Here is a 14,225-nt window from a genome sequence, read left to right as displayed (position 1 = left end):
GGTGAAAGCGTTCATGAATCAATCCGTCAGACAGATGCTTTCGAGAATGTTGAGCAACTCGAGAGGAAGTAGTTAGCGCGACTTGATCATTTCTCGCTTGCCGGCCGGCGCCACTGGAAATAGCGGCTCACCCAGCCATGCATATGGAACCGAGGCAGCTGGACGATTGACCAGATTGCACTATCGTGCGCGTAGGCAGACAACGCGCGCACCATATCGTTTGCCTGCCTGACGATGCGCTTCCGAACTGTTCCGTACGCCCGGCGGCGATGAGCGACTTTGGCATATTATCATTTGCGAGCCGATAGAGATCGCAAGCGTTCGGGTAATAACACCGGATCAGACAGTTCAACAGCTTTCAAAAGTGCTGCCCAATTCCTCTTTCGTAAGTTGGCAACGGCCTTCGTTTGCGCCTCGAGGATCGGCACGACAAAAGCTGAACAAGCCCGTGTGGATCGGTTGAATGGAAACATTGAAACGAGCGCCGTCGGAAAGCCGACAAACATTGCACTAATCTGGCGCGATTCGCCGGCTATTTCCTGGCACGAAGGATGCAAGCTCCGGGATGCCCAGGCTTCTCCCCCTGGGCAGGTCCAGCACAGCAAATTGAGGTTGTGATTGGCCCACTGAAGTTAGCGGCGCGCGACATCGAGGGGATAGCGCCTGCTCGCGCGGGACATCGGCAGGCGCCCGCGTCGCGTTGCCGCTAACTTCTTCCAATCGAGCATAGCATTGAAGGCGCCGTATTGACGTGTAGATGAAACCCGATGGTCCAGCCGTTATGACGAGAATGTCTGCAAGAGGCGTACACCGTCTCTGTCAATCGCTGATTTTCCTTGCTGGGCTGGTTGCGGCGGCCAACAGTGCGCGAGCCGGCGAAAACGCGCTCGTCGAACGCGTCAAGTCAACCTGGCGAGCACAAGACGGTGAGACAATCGAGCACATTGTCTCAAAGGTCTCGAAAGTGGCGCACTTTGTCCCTCGAAACTGGGGAATCGCCGAAGGCATCGACCACACTGAGTATGTTTATCTTTCCTGGACCAGACATCAGGATAACAGTTCAGACGAACATTACGTTATTACCTGGAAGGTCGGGACCGACGGAAAGGTTGAAGTTGCGTCTCCCTATGCAAAGCCCATCGAACTCGGCTGGCGCGCCCTGGCGCTTTCTCTCATCGCCAGTGAAGTCACCGACGGCGAAAAAGAAGCAAACCTTAGTTTTCTGCATAATCCGGTCAATTTCAACTTTGTGACGACCGCGCAGGGCAAGCTCGGAAATCTTCTCCGCCACGGCCGTTGTCACATCATCGAACCAGTTGTCGTGGATTACGTTACGGCGGCGAATGACAAGCCGACCGAGAAAGCGCACCGGTGGCGCGTTCTGCTGCTGGTGAACTGCAACATACCAGGCCCCCGCTACTTTACCGAAAATGGGGTCATCACCTTCGAGAAGCGCGAGGGACACGATTGGGAGCCGCAATCTTTCCTTGCCAAGAGGATTGCGACTTTTCCTCCCGGCTCCTGGTTCCATCACACAGAGCCAAACGAACGGGACGCGTTGGAGGGGGTGCGAAAGGCCTCGACGGATGATCAGGATGGCAGCGCTACTCCTTGAGCGCTGAGCGCGCCAATAGCAGGAGCCATGCGCTGGAAAGTTGACGCGTCCAGCTCTGCCAGCAGGAGGCGAGCCTCGCTCCGGCCTGCAAGCCACACATATACACACACACTGGAAAGCCAGGCATCAGGATGGCTGTTGCCCCTTCAGACGAGTAGCCACAACGGAACTGGTACAAAAAGACACATCCGAGCTCTCGCCCGAGCGCCATGTCGTCCTTCGCGAACCAAGCGAGGCGATGCTGAGGCCAAGCCCGATCCAGCGTGCGCGCAGCGCATCGCACGACCAATAAGCACCCGCGGGAGCGAGTGCAGCGACGAGACCGGTTTAAGAGGGCCCCCGGGAACGGGGCAGTGATAGCGACGCCGGCATCCTCGATGGCGGCGGGACCCTTTCCCGAGTGCCCCCGGCGAGGAGCTCCGCAGCCTTGCTGCGAGGATCGAAATTGAGCCTGATCTAGTCTAAATTTCCTCGCTCGCATTCGTCTGCGAGTCATAGATCTTGATTTGAAGCGCGAGAAAACGCTTCTTTAGTTCTGCTCCACCAGCCCGGGCGCCGTCTCTGGTAGAGAATTCGGCTTTGAGTCGGCCTCGACTTCTAGCGCGTAACAAGAGACCGGCAATTCAGGGGTGGCCATAACCATTTCAATCCCATTGTGCAGCGAGGCGGTCGAACATGATTATTGGGATGAGTCGCCTAAGCCCTGCCAGCGCTAACTGCCGCAATGCCCTGAGTGCCGACACGTGTTGTGGACTGATTCATCCTCTGAAATGGCAACCAGATTGCCACTCGCAATCGTGCGAGGAAGCCTTAACACCGCAAGCCCGTAAAAGGCGGCCCCGTCAGTCCGCACGCTCGCCGTTATGCCGGGCCGTGCGTTGTTCCGTTCGAGCATCAAAGGCCAGCCAGGCGTTGTGGAATTCACTTCACGCGCAGCATTTCGGGGCGGATAAGGTCGCGGACGCGGGCCACCGTGTGAGTGATGCATGGTGGTTTTGTGCCGGGACCAGGCGACAGGCCGATCTCTTTTGCGCAATCACTCTTATCATGCCTTGTCCAAGCCTCCGCTTGCCTCACCATGATGGACCGCGTGCAGACCCGTCGAACGATAACAGTCAACAAGGCCTAGCAACGCCGCTTCTTCCGCTCGGCGGCGGAGATTAGCACCCGCCCGCTTCTTCCGAGCCCTTGGAGAAATAGCGTGCCAAGCGCCCTTCCCGGGTCGCGCGTCCAGCGATGAAACATGCGGGATCTCTTCCTCAGGTCCAGAGCGGGAGATATGTCCGGGGAGAAGCAGAGTGAGCTTCAGATGCCAGCACCGCATCGGAAAATACCCCCAAAAGAAATCTCTTGAATCTCACCCAGCGTCAGGTCGTAGGCTGAAAATGTAGGCAAGCTTACACAAAAGCATGGTCGGACGATGCTGACCAGATGACGGACCTGTGCGGTCAAACAGTCCGCTGTGACGGCACCGGATCGCTGGGATTCGAGCCGATGAACCATGAGCGAAAGGATACCAGGATGAAGTACCGCGTAATGATGGCAGCATTCCTCGCTATCATCGCGTCTCCTGTTTGCGCGGCGAAACTCAGCGGTACTCCCCAAATCCTCGACGCCAACATGATAGAGATCGAGCAAACGCGAATTCGGCTTTCGGGTATCGAGGCCCCCGAGACCGATCAGATTTGCCTGGACGCTCATGGTCGAAAATGGGCCTGCGGGGTCGCTGCTCGTGACGCCCTTATCAGCTACTCGAATGGACGAATATGGGATTGTCAAACCGCAGGAGTAGATAAGTACGGCAGGTCTCTCGGCAGTTGCTTTATCGAGGGCCAGGACGTGAACGCCTGGATGGTAAGCTCCGGTTGGGCACTGTCATCCGGTCCATCCACCCATGTCTACGTTGTCAATGAAGTGGTGGCGAGCAATGCCTTTGCCGGCTTGTGGTCGGGAGCATTCATCACCCCCTGGGACTGGCGCCACCGCAACAAGAGCACGATTATTGTCGGCGCGAGCTCGGTGCCGAACAAGGCCCAGGAACTCCTGCTCGGGTCCACGCTGCTATCTGACCCACCCTCGCCCGACTGCCTGATAAAGGGCACCGTCGACGGCACCGGCGAGCGCACGTATCACTCTCCGGGGCAAATCAGCTACGGACAAATCGACATGACGAAGAAACCGGCTGAACGCTGGTTCTGCAGCGAAAACGAGGCCGAAGCCATGGGGTGGCATAGAGCCGCGCGATAGAGGTCCTACCATGCATGCAAACCATACACGGGGCACTCCGTATCCGGCCGAGGTCGCGCCTTCGCGCCGCTCCCTGTTGCTGTTCGCTGTTTCGGCATTGGTCGTGCCGTTTGCCGGCAACATTGTCGACGCGAAGCAATCAACAGCACCGCCGAAGCCGGATAACCAGCTCTCGCCCGATGCTGCGCTGAAGCGGCTGATGGAGGGTAACGATCGTTATGTGCAGAGCGTGTCGCGAGGGCGCGATCTGGAACGCGAGCGCCGACTTTTAGTCAATGGTCAGAATCCATATGCGGCGGTTCTGAGCTGCGCCGATTCGCGGGTAGCGCCCGAGCTTGCCTTCGACAGCGGACTTGGTGATCTATTCGTATGCCGCCTGGCCGGTAACTTCGTCAACGATGACACGCTAGGTAGCCTGGAGTATGCGGTTTCTGCACTGAACACGCCGTTGATTCTGGTACTCGGTCACGATCACTGCGGCGCGATAGACGCCACGATCAACTCGCTTGACGAAGGCAAGCCGGCGCCGGGACATATCCGCTCCCTCGTCAGCGCGCTCGCGCCTGCCGTAAGCGGGGCGCGCCACCAACCAGGTGACAGCTCTGCCGATGTGATCCGGCAGAATGTGATCGACAATGTCAATAAGCTCAAATCCGCCAGCCCGATCCTCAACCCGGCTGTCGAGCAGAAAACACTAAAGATCGTCGGCGGATTATATCGGCTCGAAACCGGCAGGGTCGACGTATTGGGCTGACCTGATGCCTTCGCGCGATCGCCCAGCGGGGTGACCTCGCCCCCTCAATCGACTGGCACAACATTCGCGGATCCATCGGGCTACGTCAAGTGCACCGGAACGTGGACCCGCGTCACGATCGTCTTAACTTCGGGATAATGTTGGCGTGGTCTCCTGATCGTGGTCATGTTCTTCGTACGGATGTTGGTAACGCGCGGGCCAGCATCCGGACTCTCGATATCGCGGCCGATGTTGTTTATTATCGTTGTCTTTAGCAGCGTGGAGACGGCCAGAACGGATTCACCCGCTGCCATCGCCGTGGAGAGGCTATCCTTCGCGTAGTTGTTTTGTGGCCTTCTAGTGCGTTCGAAGCCGATGCCGACGGCGATTTCACGAAACCGGTTCACACGGGCGCTTCGGCGGCTTGCTGAATCTGCGATCCGCCAGGGGCCGATGCTGTCCAACCGCTGGCGCACGCGACAGTCCATTGCTGAGCTATGAACAGCCGAGATAGTTGGAACCGAATGACCGCAAGACTGTAGCGGCTAGCTCCGCGGGTTCTATCTCGGCGCCTTTCATCCAGCCCTCCTGAGCCTGACGAACCCTCCCTGCATTAATTCCGCATTGTAAGTTCGGCCATTGAGGGCAATGGTTGTTGTGTGGTTTGGACTAGGCATGAAGCCCGTTTCCTGCAGCTTCTCGATTAGGGCTGGGGTCGCCCACTGCTCCGGAAGCGGGAAATCTCTGCGCGACGTCTCGAAAATGAATGCTCCGAAATCTGGTAGCCCCGCTGGCCCAGCCCCAATATTTTGGTCCTCCGGAGGGTTATGAATGAGACGCACGCCGCTAGAGGGGTCTAGGGCAGCCGTATAGCGATGCCCCTTGATTTCATAGGTCATACTCGGCTGGTCGGCATCAGGCAGGAGACCCAAGTGGTTCAGTCTCTCGACCATTTGCCCGGGGGCGGATTGGGTGCCGTGGGAAAACTTGTGGGGAACGGCGAATGAGACATCGTATGCCGTCTCCTCAGGCACGGCGGATGACGATGGCCCGGGTTCATTGATGATCCGACTAAATAGATCATGATCTTCTTGTGTCCAGGCGTATTCTCCCGGAGACTCTGGGGATCCGCCGCGGCTGATCTCATTGAAATCCATACAGCTCTCCTTTCTTAATCTCTTGCAGATCCGCACCGCCGTTACCTCCGCCGGTTCGGTCATCGAGAGGGAAGGTCTATGCTAAGAGGCCTGGCTTTCGAGAAGCTGACGCGTTTCGGGGAGACGAGCGCAGCGGCAGACGCGGCGGTCGTGGTTCACAGGAAAGGTGATGTCTCGGTCCGGGCTCGAGCTCCGGTCGACAAGTCAAAGCGAGCGACCTACGATCAAATCGACCTTAAGCCGACATCGAGAAAGCGCCGGGGAGCGATCCTAGACCTTCCCACAATTCCTCCCGCGGACGGGAGCTTTGGTCCGGATCCCGGACAACATCAATATCCAACGAGACTATTGTTGACTCGAATTCGCGTGTGACCGGTACCTGCCATCCCTTCGGAGTTGCTTTCCCCATCCATCATCAGATGACACTCACCTGTCGAGCTTGGCCGTCTTCGCGGCCCGACGAGGTGTGCTTAACAGGGGGCCTTCCAGCGACGCTATCCATCGACATTCGTGAGCCTGATTGTCGACTGTGACGTGGGTCGATCCGCCGATCGGTCGGCATGCTGATGGATGTTCAGTAAGCCTTCAATATCGAACAGGTTGAGAAGCCATACGACGCGGATTGTCCGGCCTTGGCCATCAAGCAGGACTAAAGATTACATACAGGAAAATTGCGACGACGATGGCTGTCCAGCCCACCGATGATACGAAAAGTGCTACGCGCGCCGACATGGGGCGTTTTCTCCTTCGTCAGCCAACGAAGCCGCCGCCAGTGTCGCAATGAGCAGCCTCGTCGAATTCATGTCGAGTTTATATTTGCGCCGCATAGGGCGGAACTAACGAGCGCAGGACCTCGTGATTACCGATCGGCGGGAGGATTTGCGCGCCCCGGCGCATTCCTTGGAAGATCGTTGATCGATCCTAATACCGACCAGCATCACGATTGTGGGACCTCACCGTAGCTTACCCCAGGTCTCTTCGACCAACGCATCGATCATCTCGGATACATCATCTTGCTCGACATTAAGGGTTAACGAAATCCGCAACCTTGCCCTGCCCGGGGGCACTGGCGGTCGTATTGCTCGGACATCAAAACCGCGCGCCTGCAGTGCTGCGGCCAGCCGCATCGTGCGGGCGTTGTCACCGACCCTGTAAGGAACGATCTGGGAGCTCGAACGGGTCGGGCGGCCGCAGATGGCGAGCTGACGGTGTGCAAACTCGACAAGATCGATCAGGCGTCGCCGCCGCTCAGGCTCCTCCTGTACAATCAAAAGCGCCTGCCGAACAGCGACTGCCATCAGGGGCGACGGCGCGGTAGCGAAGATAAATGGACGACACCGATTGGCCATGAAATCGCGCAATACGCGGGACGCAGTGACAAGAGCACCGGCCGCGCCTAGAGCCTTCCCGCAGGTGTGGATCACCAGAATATATTCGCATCCCTGGTATGGCGCTGTGAGCCCCCGCCCCTGCTCGCCGTAAATGCCTGTGGCATGGGCCTCATCCACAACCAGGAACGCCTCGTACCGTTCAGCGATTTCAACCAGATCTGCAAGCGGTGCGAAGTCACCATCCACACTGTAGAGGCTCTCGACCAAGATCCAGACGCGCCCTACGCCGCCTTTGGCGCGCCAATTACCAATCGTGTCTTCAACCGATTGAGGATCGTTATGGGCTGCTATCCGGAACTCCGCTCGGCCCGCGCGCGCGCCTTCATGAATGCTGGCGTGCACAAGCGAATCGAGAACCAGCAGATCGCCTCGCTGCGGCAGCGTTGTCAGAACAGCAAAGTTTGCGATGTAACCGCTACCGAAGAACAGCGCTGTCTCCGCCCGAAAGAACCGCGCCGCTTCCGTTTCGAGAGCTTCGTGTTCCTCGCAATTGCCGCGCAGGAGCCGTGACCCGCCAGCTCCGATGGGCGCTCCAGCCAGGAGCGCAGCGAACAGAGCCTCTTTCATACGTGGCGCGCTCGCCAGTGCCAGATAATCGCTGGAAGCAAAATCAACACCTGCGCGGGCCTTGAGGCCGTGCCGCCAGCCCTCGTCTCTCATAGCTTCTACGGCCGCAGCATAGCGCTCAAGCTTGCTTGGGTGAGTTAAGTTCATTGCCTGATCCAGCCCATGCCATCGAAAAGGAAGACGATAGAACGCCGCGCGGTTTTTGATCCTGTTGGAACGAGCTGTCTTCTCTCAAGCAGAGCGACGCGCGACCTTTGCGCCTTCGCATGGCTGCAGCCTGTCAATCGGAGGCGCCAGTCCCGATTTCGGAACGCTTCGATCACGTAGATGGCCGTCGTCGCTTCGGCTCCCACAAGTCACGTCTTGTCCGCTCAAACGCCTATCCTGGCCACGCGACCGCGCAATCGATCGAGTCTTTGTCCAACAATCTGGCTCGGGCACTTGGAGCGCGACGCATTCGCGGGACGTTCTACGGCATGCTGGGCAGAGCGGCCAACCACCGCGATACCTTCCGTCGGGTCGGTAGACGCGATGAACAGGAGCGTTGCTGAGGCGCCCTTCGATTTGGGCCATCACGACCACCAGCCCGCGCTCGAACGTCTCAAGGGCGTTGCCAAATAACCGCTCTCAAGGTCGAGCCACAGCCGCCGCCAGTCAAATAGTACTGGCATTTCTGGCCTGGTCTCCACATGCTCGCCCAGTCCAGCGCTGCTGCCGCGGCTGAATCGTTGACCTCGCACGGAGACACTAGCGTCTTTGATCCCTTGCACCCGAAAAGCGCTTTACCGAGAGGGCCCGATAAGGGGACGAGCCTTGCGCTGCGCACTTTTTCACTCGCGGAAAGTCATGTTAGCAGATTACTGTTTGCCATTCGCGCGCAACCTCGGCACGAACCGGACAAACGCGCATCACGGCAGTGAGTGTGATCCAATTGCATCACAATTGTTCGATACGTACAAAACCGTTTCCAACGCCACTGCCGATTCTATCGCTCGCCGCCCTGTGATCTTGCGGAGCGCATCACGGCAACCGGAGCAGCGTCGCGGTGCAGCCAATGCCACGATAGCGTTCTGACCGGTTTGGGCCGCGAGCTCGGATGTCTCACGATTCGTCACATGGCTTGTTCACTGACACGAATGAGTTCAGTCCAAGCGAGTTTCGACGGCAGACCGGAACTCGTAACCTTCGCTGGGATAGGTCGAATGATCCAACTTGGCAGACCTAGCCCGCCGATGCGTCGCGTTAATCCGGAAGGCATCCACTCCTTGCGAACTCATAACGCTTACGGAAACCGAAAAGGAACAGCTCGCCACATTTTCAGTGGTTGGTACGGTACTGGGTTCGGACGTTTGGACGGTACAAGGCTTGACCGATGGTGAGGCGTGAAGGTCTGCTCGCCTGGCCAGCTCGTGGTATCATTTGCCATCGGCACCTCGCGAGTTCTAATCAGGTCCCGTTGCACGTACAGTGAGGAGGCACGGGAGTTAGGTCGTTCTTCCGGCTGGTGCCAAGGGTAAACAGCGACAAATGCCGGCGCGTGCTGGCATTGGGCGGTAACATTAGCTTTGCCCGGAGCGGTTCCTTACAACTTACAACAGGGAGCGGCGACATATACGGGCACCCGCGCGCGCCAACATCGATCGCTATCTGAGCTGTCGCATAGCACTGATCTCGCCAGCAGGGACCGGCAGACGATGAGCACTGACAACACTTTTGCTGGATGAGCTGCATAAGTTCAGTTGGGATCCGAGGCAGTTGAAATTCGTCGAACAAAGGCTGCCAGCGACCTTCGAGAGCATGAACCAAGCCAAGAGACTGGGCGACTGCTTGTGTCCGACACCGCGGATATAGTCAGTGGATCTCTTGCCGGCAGGCTGGAAAGGCTTCAAAAGCCCCAGGAAGCTCTCTGTAGCCTCGTGCATGAGCTGGAGTCCGCAGCACATAGGGCAGGACTAGGCAATGCGAAGGCTGCGTCTGCAGCTTGTCCCTCGCGTTTGTCACGCGGCCTGCGTCTACCATCGCCTCTTACCAGGGCGCAAGCGGCACGGGCGAGCCGCGTCAACCTTGGAACAAAGTAGAAAAATACTGCATGCTCTGCCATGCATCTTGGGTGCCTTTGCAGCGATACGCCATATCGCCAAGTCGCAGTGACGGCAAATGACCGAGGCGGGCCCGCCCTCGGTCCAGGTCCTCAACAGTCATTCACTTCGCGTCCTGTCCGCTTGATGACACGATGTGGCTGGAACCAGACACAGATGGTGCTCACATCCCGCTGACCCGGTTCGTACCAACGATTCACTCCCACGGATACACAGCTAACAGGCCCTGTTTGATGGCACATCGATTGCTGGTGAGACGATACACGGATCCACAGGGTCGTGAGGCGTCGCAACTCCCAGTTTGAGAAGAGATGGGGAAGCAAGTGCTATCGTCAACTCTCGCAGTCCTGGTGAAACGGATGAGGACGGATGCCGTCGCCGCCGTTGTTTGCTTACCGGCCAACCTCGAGGGCAGCGCCGATGGCCATGTGTTGCTCGGCCTTCGGGCCCCTCAAGACCGTGTTGTTGATCCGATCCGTTCGGCAAGCGGTTTGGAGAGGAAGGATCCTGCTGGCTGGTCACGATCGATATCAATTGCGGCAATCGGCGATCTTCTCCGGCTTCACTCAATACGGCCGGCTCTGCCATGCGCTCGCAATCTCCGTCGGCTACACCGCTGGTCGTCAAAGCACGGAGGACAAACATGAACGTTCCGCCAGGAATGATCGCAGCAGAAACGGATGTTTCGGCTGCAACGAGTGATGATCTGTCGCCGCTGCTGGCCGATATCCGTGCGCGCCGAAACGAGTTCGCCCGCGCGCAGAGGGTTCCAGATGACGTTATTCAGGCATTCAAACGCGTTGGCGTCTACCGGGCTTTGGCCGCCAAACGCTTCGGCGGCGACGAGAGAACGCCTGCCGACTTTTGTCGCCTGATCGAGCGCATTTCCGAAGCGGACGGATCGGCCGGTTGGGTCGCCAGCTTCGGCGATGGGGCTCGCTACCTCTCTGCTCTCCCTGAGGGCACGCTTAGCCGCGTATATGCCAATGGACCTGACGTGGTGTACGCAGGTGCAGTTTTCCCGCTCCAGCCCGCTCAACGAAGTGCCGACGGGTTTGTTGTGAACGGCGTATGGCCTTTCGCCAGCGGATCGCCGGGCGCGGAGCTAATTGGTGTTGGTATCACCGTAGACGATGATCCAACAAGTGGACTTGCACGCATAGCCGTGATCCCGGCCGACAAGGTAACAATCCGTCCAAATTGGGACGTCATCGGCCTGCAAGGCACCGGCAGTCATGACATCGTTGTCGACAATGTTATTGTACCAGAGGAATGGACACTGATCCGCGGCGGTCCATCGGCTTTCGACGGGCCCCTCCATCGCTATCCTTCGGTGACTTTCGCTGCGCAGGCGCATGCGATTGTGGGCATCGGCATTGCGCGCTCCGCGCTGGACGAGGTGATCGGCATGGCCCGGAGCCGCACCTCGATTACTGGAGCGCCGGTGATGGCAGAGCGCGGCTACATCCAGCTGGAGGCCGCCAGAGCCGAAGCCATGTTGCGCTCCGCACGCTCCTTCTTCTATGAAGTCACCCAGGAGCTTTGGAACGAAGCGTTGCAGGATGCGGTCCAGTCGACTACGACGACCCTGATGCGCCTTGCCGCAACCAATGCTGCCCGACAGAGCGCCGAGGTCTGCAAGATCGCGAGTGGTCTCGCAGGAACGCAATCACTCTATACGACAAGCAATCTCGCGCGCGCGATGTGCGACAGTTTCGTGGTTGCCCAGCACGCAGCCTTGAACGAGGGAACACTTCAGAGCGCAGGTCGTCTCCTGCTCGGAAGTTCAGCGCCATCAGGGTTTCCGTGAAGACCGGCCATCCACAAGCAACTCCGCACGACCCGCAACAACGGTCTGCCGAATCCCGCGTCATGCTCGCTCGCCCGAGAACTCGTCCGAGACACTCATCCGAACGAGTAGATACCGAAGCGGAAAGCCTTGAACCAGGCTATCAATCCGCACCTCGGTAGAACCGATGTTGCAGCTTTCGAATATTTCATCCGAGCTGCGACTAACTCGCAGCCATTGAGGTAACAATTGTCGAGCTAGGCCGGGGTGGCTCGATCTGCTGCATCACATTGCCTTCTGGATGGAGATCCTTCGCAGAAGCATCGGTCGCGCGGGGTGGGACAGGCTGATTATTCTCAGAGACGCAACCACTCGCCCTGAGTGACAACAAGGTCTACCTGACGCTGCGAAACCCATGAACCATGGGTAGTGCTGCGTCGTTGGCCTTCGACTTCTTTGCGAAGAGGCCGTACTTCACTCTACCCACCGACGAGTGATCCGCACTCGTCGACTTCATCATTTGTTCGTTTCGTACAAAGATTGCGCGCGAGCGATACAGCGTCTGTCAATCTGTCCTGTACGCGATGCGCTGGATGCAGCATTAAGGTCACCAATGAACAACGCTTCATACGTCACCAATGCTGTGCTTACTGGAATGGAAGATCGGCAGCCAACGGAACATCGCCAGATCGAAACGTCTTATTCCGCTGCGATATCACGTCGGGAACATCCTTGTGATCCGCACCAGAATCAAATCATGATAGATCATCACGATCCGACATGAGCGATTCAGCCAAAGCCCCGTCGCGTCGCGCCGAAAGCATCACAGCGCCTCTGCGGCACGTAACCTTCCGTCGTATCTGGATTGCGAGCCTTCTGTCCAATGTCGGCAGCTTGATTCAAGGTGTGGGTGCAGCCTGGGCGATGACGCAGATGACGTCGTCGGCTGACAAGGTGGCGTTGGTACAGACAGCGCTTTTGCTGCCAGTGATGCTGATTTCGATACCAGCGGGCGCAATCGCTGATATGTACGATCGCCGCATCGTGGCACTGGTTTCGCTTGGCATTGCGCTCGCCGGCGCAACTGGCCTAACGGTGGCCGCCTGGCTTGACTTGGCCACACCGAACGTCTTGCTCGTACTCTGCTTCGCGGTCGGCAGCGGCATGGCGCTTATGGGACCGGCCTGGCAATCATCCGTAAGCGAACAAGTACCGTTGGAAGCGCAGCTACCTGCGGCCATTGCGCTGAATGGCATCAGCTATAATATCGCACGGAGCGTCGGCCCGGCGATCGGCGGCGTGGTGGTCGCCAGCGCCGGTGCAGTGGCCGCATTCGCGCTCAACACGGTGCTCTATCTACCGCTGATAGCCGCATTGTTCCTTTGGAAGCGCGTCAGCGCTCCCTCACGGCTGCCGCCTGAAAGATTGAGCCGCGCAATGGTATCTGGCGTGCGCTACATCAGCAATTCGCCATCGATCAAGGTCGTGCTGCTGCGCACCCTTGTAACCGGCGTCGGAGCCGGCGCGATTACTGCGCTGATGCCTCTGGTGGTGCGGGATGTATTGCATGGCGACGCCCAGACCTACGGCATCATGCTTGGCGCTTTTGGCGCGGGGGCCGTGGTCGGCGCGCTGAACATTGCCGAGATCCGCAGGCGGATGAGCGGCGAGGCTGCGATTCGGGCCTGTGCATTGTCCATGGGCGCGGCGATGGCTGCCGTGGCGCTAAGCCGCCAACCGTTATTGACCGCGGCCGCACTGGTCCTGGCGGGAGCCGTCTGGATGCTGACATGGGCGGTGTTCAACATCGGAGTTCAACTGTCGGCGCCACGCTGGGTAACCGGTCGCTCGCTTGCGGCCTATCAGGCCGCGAGTTCAGGCGGGATTGCCGTCGGCAGCTGGGGTTGGGGCCATCTGACGGACGCGGCCGGCGTTGAAACCGCGTTGCTGGTGTCGGCCGCCCTGATGCTCGCCTCGACACTCATCGGCCGTTGGCTACCCATGCCCCGTGTCGGCGCGCGCGGCGAGGAGCCTGAACTGCTCGCCGATCCCGAAGTACGGCTCGCCTTGACTGGACGTAGCGGGCCGCTCGTCGTCGAGATCGAATACCGGATTGCACAAGAGAATGCCCGCGCGTTTCACAACATCATGCAAGACGTGCAAATGTCCCGCCAGCGAAACGGCGCCTATGGCTGGTCGATCGCGCGCGACCTCGCCGATCCCGAGCTTTGGACCGAGCGTTATCACTTTCCGACGTGGTTTGATTATTTACGCTGGCGCAACCGCCCGACCCGGTCGGAACGTGCCCTGGAACGGCAGGCCGTTCACTTTCATATTGGCCCCGCGCCGATACGTGTGCGCCGCATGCTGGAGAGGCCGTTCGGCTCGGTACGTTGGAAGGACGACACGCCTCAGCACGTGAGGGCGGAAATATCGCCAAACACGGCAAGCACGGGTGGCCGGTCGCTTCGGCCGACCAAGTAATCAGGTTTGCCCGAAGCCCCGGGAGCCTTGGTCGGACGGATGTGCACGAATGCAGAAGGTCAGTTTCGGGCAGGCTGCACGGCTAGTTCAAAGTGCGAGCGGCCCGCCAGGGAATCAAGTCCCTGCGCGTTTCTGCATCATGA

The 14,225-nt window shown here is 58.8% G+C and carries 8 protein-coding genes; 5 read left to right on the top strand and 3 right to left on the bottom strand.

Annotation, left to right across the window (positions count from 1 at the left end):
- Positions 1-757 precede the first annotated feature (757 nt).
- The 3 genes from ACVISU_RS30000 (at position 758) to ACVISU_RS29990 (ending at position 4,616) form a co-directional block, all read left to right on the top strand.
- Positions 758-1,615, top strand: a complete 858-nt coding sequence (locus ACVISU_RS30000) for a nodulate formation efficiency C protein (RefSeq protein ID WP_456709342.1) — start codon at positions 758-760, stop codon at positions 1,613-1,615.
- Between the two features lie 1,521 nt (positions 1,616-3,136).
- Positions 3,137-3,862: a thermonuclease family protein gene (locus tag ACVISU_RS29995; protein WP_456709341.1), complete on the top strand. Its 726-nt coding sequence runs from the start codon at positions 3,137-3,139 to the stop codon at positions 3,860-3,862.
- Positions 3,863-3,872: 10 nt separating this feature from the next.
- Entirely contained in the window at positions 3,873-4,616 is a 744-nt protein-coding gene (locus tag ACVISU_RS29990; protein ID WP_456709340.1) for a carbonic anhydrase, read from the top strand.
- Positions 4,617-4,696: 80 nt separating this feature from the next.
- On the opposite strand, the gene ACVISU_RS29985 is transcribed toward ACVISU_RS29990, so the two are convergent.
- From ACVISU_RS29985 to ACVISU_RS29975, 3 genes are all read right to left on the bottom strand, one after another.
- On the bottom strand, positions 4,697-5,071 hold the full coding sequence (locus ACVISU_RS29985) for a hypothetical protein (RefSeq protein WP_456709339.1): 375 nt from the start codon (positions 5,069-5,071) through the stop codon (positions 4,697-4,699).
- 99 nt (positions 5,072-5,170) lie between these two features.
- Positions 5,171-5,752 (bottom strand): hypothetical protein, encoded by a 582-nt coding sequence (locus tag ACVISU_RS29980; protein ID WP_456709338.1) that lies wholly within the window; start codon positions 5,750-5,752, stop codon positions 5,171-5,173.
- Positions 5,753-6,705: 953 nt separating this feature from the next.
- Positions 6,706-7,857, bottom strand: coding sequence for an 8-amino-7-oxononanoate synthase (locus ACVISU_RS29975; RefSeq protein ID WP_456709337.1), 1,152 nt, complete (start codon positions 7,855-7,857; stop codon positions 6,706-6,708).
- 2,595 nt (positions 7,858-10,452) lie between these two features.
- Between ACVISU_RS29975 and ACVISU_RS29970 the strand changes: the two genes are divergently transcribed.
- Both ACVISU_RS29970 and ACVISU_RS29965 read left to right on the top strand, forming a co-directional pair.
- Positions 10,453-11,619: an acyl-CoA dehydrogenase family protein gene (locus ACVISU_RS29970; protein ID WP_456709336.1), complete on the top strand. Its 1,167-nt coding sequence runs from the start codon at positions 10,453-10,455 to the stop codon at positions 11,617-11,619.
- Between the two features lie 759 nt (positions 11,620-12,378).
- Entirely contained in the window at positions 12,379-14,082 is a 1,704-nt protein-coding gene (locus ACVISU_RS29965) for an MFS transporter (RefSeq protein ID WP_456709335.1), read from the top strand.
- Positions 14,083-14,225 lie beyond the last annotated feature (143 nt).

Source organism: Bradyrhizobium sp. USDA 4452 (assembly GCF_054063575.1).
This window is presented reverse-complemented; position numbering and strand designations above follow the sequence as displayed.